This is a genomic window from Pseudomonas sp. PS02290 (genome assembly GCF_029960075.1).
GTDB lineage: Bacteria > Pseudomonadota > Gammaproteobacteria > Pseudomonadales > Pseudomonadaceae > Aquipseudomonas.
The window spans coordinates 1-16,213 of the sequence record NZ_JASCOY010000099.1 but is presented as its reverse complement, the minus strand read 5'-3'; the positions used below and the strand labels follow the sequence as shown (position 1 = coordinate 16,213).

19 protein-coding genes and 1 pseudogene are annotated in these 16,213 nt (G+C 59.2%); 15 read left to right on the top strand and 5 right to left on the bottom strand.

Annotated features, from left to right (window positions below; genetic code table 11):
- Positions 1 to 38 precede the first annotated feature (38 nt).
- Complete coding sequence (locus QMX88_RS25225) at positions 39 to 263, top strand: LexA family protein (RefSeq protein ID WP_282372981.1); 225 nt, start codon at positions 39 to 41, stop codon at positions 261 to 263.
- A 482-nt stretch (positions 264 to 745) separates the two neighbouring features.
- Positions 746 to 1,507, top strand: a complete 762-nt coding sequence (locus QMX88_RS25220; RefSeq protein WP_282372980.1) for a hypothetical protein — start codon at positions 746 to 748, stop codon at positions 1,505 to 1,507.
- A gap of 4 nt (positions 1,508 to 1,511) precedes the next feature.
- Here QMX88_RS25220 and QMX88_RS25215 read toward each other — a convergent pair whose 3' ends face one another.
- Positions 1,512 to 1,709 carry a hypothetical protein gene (locus QMX88_RS25215; protein ID WP_282372979.1) on the bottom strand — a complete coding sequence of 66 codons (198 nt, stop codon included), beginning with the start codon at positions 1,707 to 1,709 and terminating at the stop codon, positions 1,512 to 1,514.
- A gap of 98 nt (positions 1,710 to 1,807) precedes the next feature.
- On the bottom strand, positions 1,808 to 2,335 hold the full coding sequence (locus QMX88_RS25210) for a hypothetical protein (protein ID WP_282372978.1): 528 nt from the start codon (positions 2,333 to 2,335) through the stop codon (positions 1,808 to 1,810).
- 58 nt (positions 2,336 to 2,393) lie between these two features.
- On the opposite strand from QMX88_RS25210, the gene QMX88_RS25205 reads away from it, so the two are divergent.
- Positions 2,394 to 3,251, top strand: coding sequence for a phosphoadenosine phosphosulfate reductase family protein (locus QMX88_RS25205; RefSeq protein ID WP_282372976.1), 858 nt, complete (start codon positions 2,394 to 2,396; stop codon positions 3,249 to 3,251).
- A gap of 4 nt (positions 3,252 to 3,255) precedes the next feature.
- On the opposite strand, the gene QMX88_RS25200 is transcribed toward QMX88_RS25205, so the two are convergent.
- Positions 3,256 to 3,432 carry a hypothetical protein gene (locus tag QMX88_RS25200; RefSeq protein WP_282372974.1) on the bottom strand — a complete coding sequence of 59 codons (177 nt, stop codon included), beginning with the start codon at positions 3,430 to 3,432 and terminating at the stop codon, positions 3,256 to 3,258.
- A gap of 98 nt (positions 3,433 to 3,530) precedes the next feature.
- On the opposite strand from QMX88_RS25200, the gene QMX88_RS25195 reads away from it, so the two are divergent.
- The 12 genes and pseudogenes from QMX88_RS25195 to fdxA all read left to right on the top strand — a co-directional run bounded on the left by QMX88_RS25195 (position 3,531) and on the right by fdxA (position 14,140).
- A complete protein-coding gene (locus QMX88_RS25195; RefSeq protein WP_282372973.1) occupies positions 3,531 to 5,681 on the top strand; it encodes a DNA cytosine methyltransferase in 2,151 nt (716 codons plus the stop codon).
- A pseudogene (locus tag QMX88_RS25190) lies at positions 5,645 to 5,995 on the top strand (DUF4406 domain-containing protein). The gene QMX88_RS25195 and the pseudogene QMX88_RS25190 overlap by 37 nt, the downstream one beginning before the upstream one ends.
- The gene (locus tag QMX88_RS25185; protein ID WP_282372971.1) at positions 5,992 to 6,225 is read left to right on the top strand and encodes a hypothetical protein; all 234 of its coding nucleotides are present in this window, start codon (positions 5,992 to 5,994) and stop codon (positions 6,223 to 6,225) included. The pseudogene QMX88_RS25190 and the gene QMX88_RS25185 overlap by 4 nt, the downstream one beginning before the upstream one ends.
- Positions 6,222 to 6,557 (top strand): hypothetical protein, encoded by a 336-nt coding sequence (locus QMX88_RS25180; protein WP_282372970.1) that lies wholly within the window; start codon positions 6,222 to 6,224, stop codon positions 6,555 to 6,557. Before QMX88_RS25185 ends, QMX88_RS25180 begins: the two co-directional genes overlap by 4 nt.
- A 70-nt stretch (positions 6,558 to 6,627) precedes the next feature.
- On the top strand, positions 6,628 to 7,416 hold the full coding sequence (locus QMX88_RS25175; RefSeq protein ID WP_282372969.1) for a hypothetical protein: 789 nt from the start codon (positions 6,628 to 6,630) through the stop codon (positions 7,414 to 7,416).
- Complete coding sequence (locus QMX88_RS25170; protein ID WP_282372968.1) at positions 7,413 to 7,943, top strand: DUF1643 domain-containing protein; 531 nt, start codon at positions 7,413 to 7,415, stop codon at positions 7,941 to 7,943. The genes QMX88_RS25175 and QMX88_RS25170 overlap by 4 nt, the downstream gene beginning before the upstream one ends.
- Positions 7,940 to 8,629 (top strand): hypothetical protein, encoded by a 690-nt coding sequence (locus QMX88_RS25165; RefSeq protein ID WP_282372967.1) that lies wholly within the window; start codon positions 7,940 to 7,942, stop codon positions 8,627 to 8,629. The genes QMX88_RS25170 and QMX88_RS25165 overlap by 4 nt, the downstream gene beginning before the upstream one ends.
- Positions 8,630 to 9,041: 412 nt before the next feature.
- Complete coding sequence (locus QMX88_RS25160) at positions 9,042 to 9,758, top strand: metallophosphoesterase (protein WP_282372966.1); 717 nt, start codon at positions 9,042 to 9,044, stop codon at positions 9,756 to 9,758.
- 19 nt (positions 9,759 to 9,777) lie between these two features.
- A complete protein-coding gene (locus QMX88_RS25155; RefSeq protein ID WP_282372965.1) occupies positions 9,778 to 9,972 on the top strand; it encodes a DUF4224 domain-containing protein in 195 nt (64 codons plus the stop codon).
- A gap of 9 nt (positions 9,973 to 9,981) precedes the next feature.
- A complete protein-coding gene (locus tag QMX88_RS25150; RefSeq protein ID WP_282372964.1) occupies positions 9,982 to 10,959 on the top strand; it encodes a tyrosine-type recombinase/integrase in 978 nt (325 codons plus the stop codon).
- A 77-nt stretch (positions 10,960 to 11,036) separates the two neighbouring features.
- Complete coding sequence (gene mutS, locus QMX88_RS25145; RefSeq protein WP_282372982.1) at positions 11,037 to 13,577, top strand: DNA mismatch repair protein MutS; 2,541 nt, start codon at positions 11,037 to 11,039, stop codon at positions 13,575 to 13,577.
- A 239-nt stretch (positions 13,578 to 13,816) separates the two neighbouring features.
- Positions 13,817 to 14,140, top strand: a complete 324-nt coding sequence (gene fdxA, locus QMX88_RS25140) for a ferredoxin FdxA (protein WP_065989796.1) — start codon at positions 13,817 to 13,819, stop codon at positions 14,138 to 14,140.
- A gap of 558 nt (positions 14,141 to 14,698) precedes the next feature.
- Here fdxA and rpoS read toward each other — a convergent pair.
- Positions 14,699 to 15,703, bottom strand: a complete 1,005-nt coding sequence (gene rpoS, locus QMX88_RS25135) for an RNA polymerase sigma factor RpoS (protein ID WP_065989798.1) — start codon at positions 15,701 to 15,703, stop codon at positions 14,699 to 14,701.
- A 103-nt stretch (positions 15,704 to 15,806) separates the two neighbouring features.
- A partial coding sequence (locus tag QMX88_RS25130; protein WP_282372963.1) for a peptidoglycan DD-metalloendopeptidase family protein occupies positions 15,807 to 16,213 on the bottom strand: 407 nt, incomplete at its 5' end.

Below are 16,213 nucleotides of genomic sequence, written 5' to 3'. Positions count from 1 at the left end.
CCAGTTGAAAGCGGCCGGCAAGGCCCAGGTGGATCCGGATGCAGACGAAGAATGAACTCACCCCAGTGCAGACAGAGACCTTGGCGTTCATCGCCGGGTATATCGCTCAGCATGGCTACTCGCCGACCTTCGCAGAAATAGCTAGGGCTCAGCAGGTTAACGTGAATGCTATCGGCGGTCGCATCGCTCAGCTAGTCAAAAAAGGCGCCGTGACCAAAGCTGACGGCATCGCTCGCAGCATACGTCCCGTCACGCAGGCATAACACTCAGCACTAGATGTCACGCAAACAGAACATCTGTCCGGGCTGCGCCACGAAGTAGAGGTGCCGTCAGTCGTGGCGCGGAGGCTCGAAATTGCCTATCAGCGAGTCAGCAAGAAGAGTTGAGGACAGGCCGGGATAATTAAGTTTTCTACTCCAGCGACCTCATCATGTCCTTCACCAAAGCTATCGCGCGGTCGCGGCTTGCTTCGAATGAAGAATCCCGGGTGTTGTCGTCGTGCTTCGAGCCCCTACCATCCGTTGTCTCTACAAAGATACGGAAGCCTCTCGGCGCTGGGTCAGTGGATAACCCCCACTTAAATTCGATGCGACCTACTTCATCGTTCGGCCCGGTCCAAGTGATGTTGCGCGGTCTATCAACCGGAATATCCATTCTTCGCTCCTCGATCCGGCCCTATGCCGGTCACCACCTATAGCCCACCACCAACCTATTCGCCACCGAACTTTCGGAGGGTGGCGCACACATGGAGATCACCATGAGCGACAAATACGAAGCTCAACGCCGAGCAGCGATCGCGAAGCGCAAGAAAACTGAGCAGGACTATCGGGACCGCGCCGCAGAAAACATGGTCGATCACGAATATACCTGCATCGTCGATCAGAAAGACGCGGTGATCTGGCGCTGCAAAGCAGCAAAAAACACCTTCTACGCCTTCGACATCATGATGACCCGCTTCGGTATTGCCGTTGTCGGTGACATCGACAACCTGACCTTCAGCGTGGGCCTGGGCTACGGCATTGAGTTTTTGGCTGGTGACGACGTGAGCTACTACCTGCACACGAAACTCAGTGAGGTGTGTAAGAAGCGCAGTTTCAGCGAGGCCCTCTTCCGCGAAGTGTTGATGCGCAACATCGCCCAGGCCTTGCATGAAGAGTGCGAGGAAGAGATGTTCGAATCGCTTCCTGAGTGGCTTCAGGATCCTGATCGAGTTGACGCTGCCCAATGGCCTGAGTTTCGACAGCTCGTCCTGGCCAAGCGGCGGGACATGAGCCACACCGATGACCGCTGGATGCACTGGGATGATGCCCTCGATGCAGCGCATGAAATAGCCTTTACTGAAGAAGCCATGATGTTCATGCGCGATAACAGCGAGGCGCTTTGCCTGGGTGATGAGTGGTACGAAAACTGCGTAGATGAGCCATCGCAAGGACTGGTGCAGTGCCTGTACATGATCAACCACGCCGCCAAGACGATCATGGCGCAGAAGGCCCAGGCTGCAGCCTGATCAATCAGACCAGCAGCGCGTCAACCGCGAGCTCGATCTCCTTGATTGCAGTCGGCACATGCTGCGAATCATAAGACTTGTACTGCAGCAGCTCATCAGCTACCGCCTCTGTAAGATCATCTAAGTTCAACCCCCTCTTCTGCGCAACGCTTAGCACTGCCTTGAGCGCAAGATGCAAACCCTTCTCTCGATCTTCGTACATGCCGTATCCCTTCCTGTGGAGCGGTAAGCGTAGGCCATCGCATGGAATCGAGATGGGACAATGTGAGCAGGTTTTAAAAAAGCCTTGGGACTGTATACCTAATCCATGATTACGTGAATTTCATAGCCCTTGTCCTCGGGCCAGTCTTCCCGGAAAACTTCAATAGACCCCATCCCGACACTCACCTTCTCTGCGCGCCCCCAGTCAATGGCAGTAGCAATTGATTTCGGTAATTTCACCCCGAGTGTCCTTTGCGCCATTTTTTCAGACGCGGATAAGAGAGCTTTCGTAGCCGCAGTAGAGGCCGCCGCAGAACCTGGCTGATTGTAGTTGAGGACTAGCTTGACGCTGTAGACAGTTTCACCCTGACCATTACCGTAAAAAGCAAGGTTGTTAGGTAGCGGGAGGCCATCGCCGATCTCTCTGTAGTCGCTGGCACAGCCCGCATTGCCATCGCCGTACTGAGTCCACTTTCGGCCTTTTAACCCCTGATCAGCGAGAAGAGCACAGACCTTGCTTGGCACCGATTGCTTCAACTCCGCCTGAGCCGGAACCGCGAACGCTATAGCTAGGGGCAGCATTAGCATCTTCCACATAAGGTTTTCTTCTTTGGTTGTCGGCTTCATGCCGGGTCGATCACAAATACCTCACTTCCACGAATCACGCCACTGGCGAGGATCAGCCATGTCTCCCTACAAAATGTCCGGGACGACGGTCGTCAGCTTCTCCGGCGGCCGGACCAGCGCCTACATGCTGCGCCAGGTGCTGGACAGCAACGATGATCTGGCCGATTTGATCGTCACTTTCGCCAACACCGGCAAGGAACACCTGGCCACGCTGGATTTCGTTCAGGAGTGCTCGGAGCGCTGGAGCGTGCCGATTGTTTGGCTTGAGTATCGGGACGATGAGCGCGGGTTCGCGATCGTCGATTACGAAACCGCCAGCCGCGACGGGCAACCGTTTGAGGACCTGATCAGGAAACGCAGCTATCTGCCGAACCCGGTCACGAGGTTCTGCACAATCGATTTGAAAATTAGGGTCATCCACAAATATCTGAGGATGGTGGGCTGCTCCACCGAAGAGACGCCGGTGGACATGATGACCGGCATCCGCGCCGATGAGCCCCGGCGAGTGGCGAAGATCCGGCACCGAAAGACCACCAGCGAGAGCAAGCACGCAACGATGGTGATGCCCCTGGCGGACGCCGGCGTAGGCGTGCAGGACGTGACTGAATTCTGGAAGGCCCAGCCTTTCGATCTGATACTGCCGACCATTAATGGCCGGACGCTGGAAGGAAACTGCGACCTGTGCTTTCTCAAGGGCGCAAAACAGGTGTACTCGATCATCGCCAGTGACCGGAAGAAGGCCGAATGGTGGGCGCGAATGGAGCGCACCGCAGTTTCCAGCACTAGCGTGACCGGCGACGGCGCGCTGTTCCGCTTCGACCGCCCCAGCTACCAGCAGATGCTCGACTACTCCGATACCCAATTCGACATGTTCGCCAACCACGACGAAGCCATACCCTGCTTCTGCGGAGATTGAAAACTCATCCCGGATAGCAGGCTTTTTCATCGACCCAGATCTGGCCGCCTTCATTCTTATCGATCAGGACTAGCGCCCCATTTGTATCAACTACCTCCCCGCAATACTCGTCCTCGTTGACACGCACGCAAACGAAGTCACCGACGCCAAACGGCTCTGAGCTACCTGCGTTGGTTTCCATAGAACCTCCTCGTGACCGGTGAATTTACCGGACTCAATCAATAGCCCACTTTTTTCAATCACGCCAGCCGGCAGTGCACGCGGCTGCTTGGAGATTTCATGACCTCACTGAAGAAACACCCCTTCGATTTCAAAACTCAGTACGGCCTTGGCTTCGACCCGCAAGACGATGAGATCGTCGTGGACTTCTTCTGCGGCGGTGGCGGCGCCGGTACCGGGCTGGAAATGGGCCTCGGTCGCAAGGTCAGCGTGGCGAAGAACCACAGCGCCAAAGCGATCAGCATGCACACCATCAACCACCCGGGCGCCAAGCACTTCACCACTGATGTGTTCGACGGTGATCCGGATACCGAATGTGACGGCAAAGCCGTGGGCTGGTTCCACATGTCGCCGGACTGCACTCATCACAGCCAGGCCGCTGGCGGTCAGCCCCGCAAACGCGAGATCCGTAACCTGTCATGGATCGGCTTGAAGTGGGCAGGCAAGAAGAAGCCTCGAGTCATCAGCCTGGAAAACGTGAAGCAGATCCTGCAATGGGGCCGGCTGATCGCTAAGCGAGATAAAGCTACCGGTCGCGTCATCAAGCTGGGCGGCGCGGTCGCCGCACCTGGTGAGGTCGTGCCTGTAGATCAGCAGTTCCTGATTCCAGATCCGAAGCAGCGCGGGCGCACATGGCGCCGGTTCGTCGCCCTGCTTGAAGGAATGGGCTACGTCGTCGAATGGAAGGTGATCAGGGCCTGTGATTTCGGCGCGCCCACCAGCCGGGAGCGGTTATTCATGCTTGCCCGTTGCGACGGTCAGCCGATCGTCTGGCCGGAACCCACCCACGCAAAGAAGCCAGCCAAGGGCCAAAAGCCTTGGCGCACAGCAGCGGAGTGCATCGATTTCTCCGATCTGGGAAAAAGCATTTTCGGCCGCAAGAAAGACCTGGCCCCCGCCACGCTAAGGCGCGTAGCGAAAGGAATGAAGAAGTTCGTCATCGACAACCCTGCGCCCTTCATCGTGCCAATTGCCAACTGGTCAGGCGAAACGGTGCAGTCAGCCAATCAGCCGCTGCGCACCGTCACCTCCTATCCGAGAGGCGGGGCCTTTTCAGTTGTCAGCCCGGTGATTGCGCCAGCCACACATCAAGGCAGCGACCGGATCAACGATCCGCTCGAGCCGCTGCCGACAGTGACGTGCGCCAACCGCGGCGAGCTGACCCTGATCAGTCCGACGCTGATTCAGTCAGGCTACGGCGAGCGCCCGGGGCAAGAGCCGCGAGTGCCAGGCGTTGATCAGCCGCTTGGGACGGTGGTCGCGGGCGGCGTGAAACATGCCCTCGCTGCAGCGCACCTGGTGAAGTTCAGATTTGACGATGAAGGCAAACCGCTGGACGAACCGCTGCCGACCATCACAAGCGGCGGTAATTACCAGCGCCCGGCAGGCGCCGCACATGCCATGGGCATCGCTACTGCTTTCATGGCGCAAATGAACGGCGGATTCAACACCACGCACGCGAAAGGCGTCGACGATCCGATGACCACGGTCACGAACACCGGCAGTCAGCAGCAGCTGGTGACGGCAACGCTTGTCACCAACACAACCGGCCACGCCCCATCCGATATCGAGGGGCCGGTGCCGACGCTTACGACCGGCCAGCATCACATGCTCGCCACGGCGCATCTTCTGCACCTGCGCGGCAACTGCGACGCCCGTGATTCCGCCGACCCGCTCCACACGGTCAGCGCCGGCGGGACACACCACGGGCTGGTCACCGCTTTCATGGAGCGCCAATTTGGTGCCAGCGTCGGCCAGCACCTGGATGAGCCAGCGCCAACCATCACGGCGGGCGGCGGGGGCAAGAGCTCGTTGGTTAGCTTCGAACTGTCTCCCGAGCATGAAGAAGGCGCGTTGCGCGTCGCTGCTTTCCTGATCAGCTACTACGGCACCGAGAACATGAGCGGTTGCGATCAGCCAGCGCCGACGATCACCACAAAGGATCGCCTCGGCCTGGTCACCGTGATGGTGAAGGGCACGCCGTACGTGATCGTCGATATCCGGCTGCGGATGCTGCAACCGGCTGAGCTGTACCGGGCACAGGGCTTCCCGACCGACTACATCATCACGCACGGCGCCGACGGTAAGCCGTTCACGAAAACCGAGCAGGTCCATATGTGCGGCAACAGCGTCAGCCCTCCGCCGATGGCCGCCCTCGCCCGCGCCAATGACCCATGGCGTACCAACGTTCAGCACCAGGTGGCCGCATGAAACGCATCTACCTCAGCGGGCCCATGACGGGCCTGCCCGATTACAACTACCCGGCATTCAACGCAGAGGCCGCGCGCCTCCGCGCCCTCGGCTAAAACGTCGAGAATCCCGCCGAGAACCCACTGCCCGCCGACGCGCCCTGGCACATGTGCATGCGTGACGCGATCCGCCAGATGCTCGCCTGCGACACCGTGGCGTTCCTGCCCAGCTGGCGCGAGTCCCGCGGCGCCAACGTAGAAATAGAACTCGCCATCCATCTCGGCATGGCTGTCATTCCAGCAAGCGGCATCGTTTCGCCGCAGGAGGGATCGTGAGCAAACCAATCGTACGAACCACCACCGGCGCGAAGGTCACGCTGACCGTCGAGCTGAGCAACCTCGGATCATGGGGGCCGGACTGCATGCTGGACCAGGTTTACCGGCAGGCTCGGGAAGCAGCGGTAGGTCGCCTGAATCGTGCCTTCAAAGAAGACGCGCGACACATCCGAATTCTTGGCCCGGTGATTGTCGAGGCGATCACCACTGACATAGAGAAAAGAGCATGAGCCAGCACTGTAAGCGCGTGAGCGATTGTCCTGCAGAGCGGCTGGCGCAGTGTCGCGGCGGGGATATCCGCGCAGTGGTGGAGGAGCGGACGCCGCAGGATTACGCGATCGAGCACGCCGGCTACCTTGCCACAGCAGCGGACAGTGTCCAGGAGGCGTACAAGGCCTATTCATTGGCTCAGATGAATCTAACTGAAGGCGGCGATGACGGCGAAGGCGAGTTGTCTGATCTGGTCGACGGCGCCCGAGATGATCTGCATGAGGCGCTTCAAGACCTCCGCGGTATGGCCTACGAATTCAGAAAACGCCGCGACCGCGCAATCCCGCAGTAACCCCGCCGCCCGTTCGGCCCCACCCTATCCCTATTGCCTGCTGCGTATGCGGCGAGGCGGAGCTTTGCCAATGGAACTTGAAGCCATAACCACGGAGACCCAGCTGTGCGCGGTGTTCATGCTGGAGTTCAACAGTTTGCCTGGCTGGACCTGCCACCCGGAGGCAGCAGGATTCGACGTATTGGTCGTGCATGAGGACGGCCGCCAGATCGGTGTGGAAGCCAAGCTCGCTTTGAATGCGAAGGTTGCCGATCAAATCCTTCCGGCGCTGGGTGATGAGTTCTACGGCCGGCCCGGTCCAGATCACCGCCTCGTTATCGTCAACAAGATTTCGGATGCAAGCGATGGCATCAGGAAGATGCTTGAACACCTTGGCGTGCGCGTGCTGGTAGCGAGCAAGTACTCCAGGGTCAAAGGTTGCTCACATGGGTTCGGCATCGACTCCGAGCTGTTTTGGCCGGAGAAGACGATTCCACGCTGGGGATATTCCAACCGAATGTTCGACTGGTGGCCCACCGAACGCTGCCGGGTGCCTTCCGTTGTCACCACTCTGCCGGCGGGCGTTCCGTCTCCCATCCGGCTCACACCCTGGAAAGAGTCAGCCCTTCGAGTGATCGCGCAGATGCGCCATCAGGGTTTCATCACCGCCAAACAGATTGCCTCCTATGGCATCGGTGTGACGGCATGGACCCAGGCTCCCGGCAGCAAGCCCGGATGGCTCGCTCGCGGAACTTCCCGAGGGCAGTGGATTGAGACAGAGCACATGCCCGCATTCGATAAACAGCACCCCGACGTCTACGCCTTGGCTGTTTCAGAGGTTGCCGCGAAGGCTTTGGAGCCCCTGGAGCTGACGCGATGAGCGCGATAATCAGTGAGTGTGGCTTGTACCGCTACCGGCTTGACCGCGAATGCGGCTTGCCATTCGAAGGCAGCAAGGTGTTTGCCTACTTCGGCATCAACCCATCGACTGCGGACGCCACGCTGGACGACGCGACCGTTCGCAAGTGGCGCGGCTTCACCGTCCGGAATGGTGGTCATCGGTTCATCGTCGGAAATGTCTTTTGCTACCGCGCGACGGACCCGCGCGATATCGGATTTTCGAACGACCTTCGAACGTATGTAAATGGGCTGCCCACTCCTTCGAACCACCAGGTCAACCTGGCACACATCCGCCAGATGATTGACGAGGCCGATGTGTTGGTTCCGTGCTGGGGCAACACCATCAAGGTTGCCAAAGGCGTCAGTTACTGTTTTGCGGAGATGCTCGCGCTGCTCACGGACAGCGGAAAGCCGGTGCTGCACTTCGGCACCACCAAATCAGGACAGCCTCAGCACCCGCTGATGCTTGGCTACGACACTCCGCTCCTGCCGTGGGTGACACCATGACCGACATCAAAGAACGCCCGATCCTGTTCTCGGCGCCGATGGTGCGCGCCATCCTGGAGGGCCGGAAGACAGTCACGCGCCGCGAGGTGAAGAAACGGGCAGCGCTCGATTGCCTGGCTGCCGGTTTCGAGCCTGCCTTTCTCGCGCTGCCCGGCAATGCGGACATGTGTCCCTATGGTCAGCCCGGCGAACGACTGTGGGTGCGCGAGACATGGGGCGTGATCAGTCACGACTTCGACGAGCATGGAAACATGGTCGATTGGAAGCCTGATCGACCGGCGTCGGCAATTCGCGAAATGCGCTTCGGCCAAGGCTACTACTCAGGGCATGTGATCTATCGAGCCGACGGCGAGGCGACATGGGCCGGTGACGACGACGGTGGTGGGGATGACCGTTCCGCTTGGAAGCCAAGCATTCACATGCCGCGCATCGCTAGCCGCATCCTGCTGGAGATTACAGCCGTGCGCGTCGAGCGGCTGCAGGACATTACCTACGAGGAGGCTGTGGCAGAAGGTGTGCACAGAGACAGCGCCTGTCGAATGTGGACCGCGACGGATGAAGGCGGAGCCTGCCGCAAGTATCCGGTTCTTGCGTTCCGAGATCTTTGGTCAGGGATCAACGGCGCAGAGGCATGGGACGCTAACCCATGGGTCTGGGTCGTCGAGTTCGAGCGGGTGACGCGATGAACAGCGGCTCCGCCGTTATCTCCCCGCGCCCAGCTCAAAATCCGGGCTTTTCGACCTGCTCTGAAACACCGGGTCTTTTCTGATGTAACGGAGCCAAGCCCCAAACGCGGCCTGCTGACGAAGATGCGCCGTCTGCCACTGCCTACCGCCAAACGAAGTCTTATCGATCGACATCAGCTCTGCAGTGGCTTGGTTGAGCTCGTTTAGCAAGTCCTTGCTGTTTTCCGAATGTATATCTGAGGCAAGCATATTTTGGCTCGTGACAAAGGGATAACTAGGACGACCTCATCGCCGTTTCATTGCAACTGGCCATAACCGCCTGACGGGCGGTAGCAATCTGCCATCCATACGGATGCATCCCCCTACCCATCTATCCACATGCCTGCCGGTGTACGGCGGGCGGAGTACTCCCATGCTCGAAACAATTGAGGTGTCGCGCGTGAAGCGCTTCGCCGCGAACACAGTCGGCCGCGACATTGCCGTTGGCGACATTCACGGTCACTTCACCCGGTTGCAGGCTGCACTGGACGCCATCGGCTTCGATCCAACTGTTGACCGGCTTTTCAGCGTCGGCGATCTGGTAGACCGCGGACCGGAGTGCGAGGACGTCATCAAGTGGTTGAACAAGCCATGGTTTCACCCGGTGCGCGGCAACCATGACGATTACGTGGTGCGCTTCGACACCTGCGATATCGGCAACTGGATGCACAACGGCGGCACCTGGTTCGTCGGCCTGCCGCGCGATGAGCAGCAGAACTATCAGGTGATGTTCCAGGATCTGCCAATTGCGATTGAGGTTGAAACCACCCAAGGCATCGTCGGCATCATTCACGCCGACTGCGTCTTCGATACCTGGTCGCAGATGAAGAGTGAGCTGGAATCGCCCCAAAGCTACAAGCGCCTGAAGCTGGTGCAGAACACTTGCATGTGGTCGCGCAGCCGGTATGAGCAACAGGATTGCCGGCCGATCCCCGATGTCCGCGCCGTCGTAGTCGGCCACACGCCAATCGAGCAGCCCTGCGTGCTGGGCAATGTGTATCACATCGACACCGGCGGCTGGTTCAAAGACGGAAGCGGCCACTTCACGATGCTGGATCTAGCCACCCTGCAACCACTCAACCCTGCATAGACCCCGGACGGAGGTAGCCATGTTTCTGACAGCACAAGAAGTGGCCGATCTGACGGGCTATCTTAAGCCAAGCGCCCAGATCAAATGGCTGGAGGCCGAGCGGTACGGATACGCAGTCGGCGGGGATGGGCACCCAAAGGTGCTGCGCGATGTTGTGATATCGCGCCTCGGTGGGATTCAATCGAAGAAAGGACCGCAGTTGCGGCTTGCTTGAGGAATGGATATGCGCCCGCGCAAAAAAGACCGGCACCTGCCGGCGTGCATGTATTTCAAGCACGGGGCTTACTACCTGGTGCGCAAGGGGAAATGGAAGCGCCTGGACACGGACTACCAGGCCGCCTTGATGGCGTACGCGCGGGAGCAAGGCCGGGCTGGGAAAGGTGGGATGGCTGAGCTGATCGATGACGCGCTTGCGTACATGAAGCCCAAGCTGGCCGCCAACACGATCGAGCAGTACCGCTCTGCAGCTGAGCGGCTTAAAGATCAGATGGCGGAATTCGAACCCCGCGATGTGCTACCCCGCCACGTAGCGGCAATTAAGATGCACGGAGCCGCCACGCCGAACATGAACAACCGGATCATCTCGTTTCTGCGAATGGTGTTCGCCTACGCGCTGGAAAAGGGTCTCGTCGACTCCAACCCGTGCATCGGCATCAAGCGCCACCCGGAGAAAAAGCGCGACCGGTATCTCACCGACGCTGAATTCAACGCGATCTGCGCCGTCGCCAGCGACAACATGCGCTGCATTTATGAGATGTGCTACCTGACCGGGCAGCGGATCAGCGATGTGCTGGGCATCCGCCTGGCCGACATATCGGCCGAGGGGATCGCCTTCACCCAGCAGAAAACCAAAGCGCGGCTGGTCGTGCGCATGACACCAGACCTTGAGGCTCTGATCGTGCGCATCAAGGCCCTGCCCCGGAGAGTTCGCGGGCTGACGTTGTTCACTGCCCGCAGCGCGGGCAAACCTGTGGCTTACGCGACCGTGAAGGACGCTTTCCGGGCCGACTGCAAGAAAGCGGCAGTGACCGGCGCCACCCTCCACGATCTTAGGGCCAAGTCACTGACCGATACCGACAAGCAGGGCAACAATGCTCAAAAGCTGGGCGGCCACACCGATGCCAAAATGACCGCCCGTTACCTACGGCTGAGAGAAATCGACATAGCTGAGCCGCCAACAATGCCGAAAAAATCCCTGTAGTATTAGACAGCTAACCCTTGTCAAAAAGACAGATTGAGTTCAGCCCTTTGAATACGGACCTATCCAGCCATACCCCGATGATGCAGCAATACTGGCGGCTGAAAAATCAGCACCCCGACCAGCTGATGTTCTATCGCATGGGTGACTTCTACGAGATCTTCTACGAAGACGCCAAGAAGGCGGCCAAGCTGCTCGACATCACGTTGACCGCGCGCGGCCAGTCAGCGGGGCAAAGCATTCCCATGTGCGGCATCCCCTATCACGCGGCGGAAGGCTATCTGGCCAAGCTGGTGAAACTGGGCGAGTCGGTGGTCATCTGCGAACAGATCGGCGATCCGGCGACCAGCAAAGGACCGGTTGATCGTCAGGTGGTGCGCATCATCACGCCGGGGACCGTCAGCGACGAAGCCTTGCTGGACGAGCGTCGGGACAACCTGATCGCCGCCGTGCTGGGTGACGAACGCCTGTTCGGGCTTGCCGTGCTGGACATCACCAGCGGCAATTTCACCGTGCTGGAAATCAAGGGCTGGGAAAACCTGCTGGCCGAGCTCGAGCGCATCAATCCGGTGGAGCTGCTGATTCCCGATGACTGGCCCCAAGGGCTGCCAGCGGAAAAACGCCGTGGTGCCCGTCGTCGTGCGCCGTGGGATTTCGAGCGCGATTCGGCGCACAAAAGCCTGTGTCAGCAGTTCTCCACTCAGGACCTGAAAGGCTTCGGCTGCGAGAACCTGACCCTGGCGATCGGCGCGGCCGGCTGCCTGCTGGGTTACGCCAAGGAAACCCAGCGCACGGCCTTGCCGCACCTGCGCAGCCTGCGCCATGAGCGTCTCGACGACACGGTGATTCTGGACGGTGCCAGCCGCCGCAATCTGGAACTCGACACCAACCTGGCGGGCGGGCGCGACAACACGCTGCAGTCGGTGATGGATCGCTGCCAGACCTCCATGGCCACGCGCCTGCTGACCCGCTGGCTGAACCGCCCACTGCGCGATCTAAATATCCTGCAGGCCCGCCAAGAGTCGATTGGCTGCTTCCTTGAGCGCTACCGCTTCGAGAACCTGCAGCCGCAACTGAAAGAGATCGGCGACATCGAGCGCATTCTCGCGCGTATCGGCCTGCGCAATGCCCGCCCCCGGGACCTGGCGCGGCTGCGTGACGCCCTGAGCGCACTGCCCGAGTTGCAGCTGGCACTGGCCGAGCTTGAAGCGCCGCACATCCAGCAACTGGCGAAAACCGCGAGCACTTACCCGGAGCTGGCCGACCTGCTGCAACGCGCGATCATCGACAACCCGCCTGCCGTGATTCGCGACGGCGGCGTACTGAAGACCGGTTACGACGCCGAGCTCGACGAGTTGCTGTCCCTGAGCGAGAACGCCGGGCAGTTCCTCATCGATCTGGAAACGCGGGAGAAGGCGCGCACAGGGCTGGCTAACCTCAAGGTCGGCTACAACCGCGTGCACGGCTACTTCATCGAACTGCCGAGCAAGCAGGCGGAGCAGGCGCCGGCCGATTACATCCGCCGCCAGACGCTTAAAGGCGCCGAGCGCTTTATCACCCCGGAGCTCAAGGAGTTTGAAGACAAGGCGTTGTCGGCCAAGAGCCGCGCGCTGGCTCGGGAAAAGATGCTCTATGAGACGCTGCTGGAAGACCTGATCGGTCACTTGGCGCCGCTGCAGGACACCGCCGCCGCGCTGGCGGAGCTGGATGTGCTGAGTAACCTGGCCGAGCGCGCGCTGAACCTGGACCTCAACCGTCCGCGCTTCACCGACGAGCCGTGCATGCGCATCGAGCAAGGTCGTCACCCGGTGGTGGAGCAGGTCTTGTCGTCGCCGTTCGTGGCCAACGACCTAGACCTCAATGACAACACGCGCATGCTGGTGATCACCGGTCCTAACATGGGCGGTAAATCCACCTACATGCGCCAGACCGCTTTGATCGTGTTGCTGGCGCATATCGGCAGCTTCGTGCCGGCGGCGAGCTGCGAGCTTTCGCTGGTCGACCGTATCTTCACGCGTATCGGCTCAAGTGATGACCTGGCCGGCGGACGCTCCACCTTCATGGTGGAGATGAGCGAGACGGCGAACATCCTGCACAACGCCACCGACAAAAGCCTGGTGCTGATGGATGAAGTCGGACGCGGCACCAGCACCTTCGACGGGCTTTCCCTGGCGTGGGCTGCGGCGGAATGCCTCGCCCAGCTGCGTGCGTACACGTTATTCGCCACGCATTACTTCGAGCTGACCGTGTTGCCGGAGAGCGAACCGCTGGTGGCTAACGTGCATCTGAATGCCACCGAGCACAACGAGCGCATTGTGTTCCTGCACCGCGTGCTGCCGGGCCCGGCGAGTCAAAGTTATGGTCTTGCCGTGGCGCAACTGGCGGGTGTGCCGGGGCGCGTCATCACGCGGGCCAAGGAGCATCTGTTGCGTCTGGAGACCACCAGCCTGCCCCACGAACAGCCCAAGGCCAAGCCGGGCAAACCGCCGCTACCGATGCAGAGCGATATGTTCGCAAGTTTGCCGCACCCTGTTCTGGACGAGTTGTCGAACCTGAAGATCGACGACCTGACGCCGCGACAGGCGCTTGAGTTGTTGTATTCGATGAAGACACGCATCTAACGCCATTCGTAACAAGCTGTTAGAATCCCGCGCGGTTCGGGACGCTGTGAGCTTTTAGCCTGGCTTTACAGCGCACCTGGCCGCGTTTGAACGCAGCGAACCAAGGTCGGACATCGCCGCGCAGGACACCTTGCCTGCCGCGTTGCTCGAGAAGCTGAGTTTTACGGCCGGGGGACGTCCCGTACCTGGCAAGCCGGACTGAACGGCCTTGCTGCCGCCGCCTGAGGAGAGAATTAGAAATGACCTTCGTCGTCACCGACAACTGCATCAAGTGCAAGTACACCGACTGCGTAGAAGTCTGTCCGGTGGACTGCTTTTACGAAGGCCCGAACTTCCTGGTGATTCACCCGGACGAGTGCATCGACTGCGCCCTGTGCGAGCCTGAATGCCCTGCGAACGCGATCTTCTCGGAAGACGAGATTCCGGCCGGTATGGAGAATTTCATTCAGCTGAACGCAGAGCTGGCTGACGTCTGGCCCAACATCACGGAACGCAAAGACGCGCTGCCGGATGCGGCGCAGTGGGATGGCAAGACCGGCAAGATAGCCGATCTGGAGCGCTAAGCGCTTGCTGATAAAAAGGGCCCTTCGGGGCCTTTTTGCGTTGGGCCTCCACACGGCGTCACTTTTCTGCAGGCGAAAAAAAGGGGCGGTTTGACCCGCCCACATTTTTTCCATAATCCCTTCAATCCTTTTTCATCATCCTGATGAATCGCATCCTGCGCTGTCCTTGAGCAGTCGTCCTTGACCGCCTGTACCAATCCGTCGGTACAGGACTGATCTTAGTGATTTAAACGGTCAGGGCAAGGCCCGAGAGTTTTCAGGAAAATTCAGACGCTGGCTGGCACTCTCTTGAAATGATCAATCGAATCAACGGGATAACGACTGGATTGCAACTGAAGGAGATATGATCCGCCAAAGAAGAGACGATAACTCACATTACGCGTAAGAAACGGCTTACAGCCTGAGTAAGCATCACTAACCTGATTGTGCAAATGAACGTCGACCCATCAAATCGCTGTCATGGGACATCCATCAAAAACACTTTCAACCGACATAAAAAAGCCCCGACTCGTCGGGGCTTTCGTGTTGCTCGATGTAACTTACGCCAACTCTCTACGCTTATTGAAAGAGTGACTCGCTGGACAAGCCGTTCTTCTCGAGAATCTCGCGAAGGCGCTTCAACCCTTCCACTTGAATCTGGCGTACACGCTCGCGGGTCAGGCCGATTTCCAGTCCGACGTCCTCCAGCGTGCTGCTTTCATGCCCGCGCAGCCCGAACCGACGGACAACGACTTCACGCTGTTTGTCGGTCAACTCGGACAGCCATTGATCGATACTCTGGGAGAGATCATCGTCCTGAAGTAGCTCGCACGGGTCGGTAGGACGATCGTCCGTGAGCGTGTCCAGCAGCGTTTTGTCGGAGTCAGGCCCCAGAGACACATCTACCGAGGACACGCGCTCGTTGAGGCCCAGCATGCGCTTGACCTCACCGACCGGCTTCTCCAGCAGGTTGGCGATTTCTTCGGGAGAGGGTTCGTGGTCCAGCTTCTGCGTCAGCTCCCGCGCGGCGCGCAGGTAGACGTTGAGCTCCTTGACCACATGAATCGGCAGGCGGATCGTGCGCGTCTGGTTCATGATCGCGCGCTCGATGGTCTGACGGATCCACCACGTGGCGTAGGTAGAGAACCGGAATCCGCGCTCCGGATCGAATTTTTCGACCGCTCGAATGAGGCCCAAATTGCCCTCCTCGATCAGGTCCAGCAATGACAGACCACGATTGACGTAGCGTCTGGCGATTTTCACGACCAGCCGCAGATTGCTCTCAATCATGCGTTTGCGCCCAGCCGGATCGCCGCTTTGCGACAGTCGCGCAAAGTGGACTTCTTCTTCCGGGGAGAGCAGGGGGGAAAAACCGATTTCATTGAGATACAGCTGCGTAGCATCCAGTGCCCGCGTGTAGTCAATGTACTTATGCTGTTTGAGCGCTGCAGAGTTTTTCGGTTTTGCACGAACAGAAGGTGTAGCTGGCTTCTCATCCGTTGCAGAATCCAGGACGATTACGGGCTCCATCAGGAGGACCTCGTCGTCTATGTCAAACTCCGGCACTTCTTTGCTGAGAGCCATTGTTATAGTCCTTTGGTGAGTTCGACCTCAAGCTCCAGTGACGCCTTCTTCCATGGCAGCACTTGAGCCTGTCCCCTCTACGCAGGAACAGGCTGACAACCGATCAGCGACGTGGCAAGAATTCCAGTGGATCTACCGGTTTACCCTGGCGGCGAATCTCGAAATGCAGTTTCACCCGGTCAGTCCCCGTTGAGCCCATCTCGGCAATACTTTGCCCTGCCTTGACCTGTTGTCCCTCCCGAACCAAGAGCCGACGGTTATGTCCGTATGCACTGACGTAGGTATCGCTGTGTTTGATGATGACCAACTCGCCGTAGCCCCTTAATCCACTCCCGGCGTATACCACGGTCCCATCAGACGCGGCCAAAACAGGCTGTCCCAAATCACCAGCGATATCAATTCCTTTATTCAAACTACCGTTTGAAGAGAACTTGCTGATCAAAACGCCGCTTGTTGGCCATGTCCAGCCGCTCGGAGAGCGGGCGCCGGTGACCACGGTTGTGTTGACCG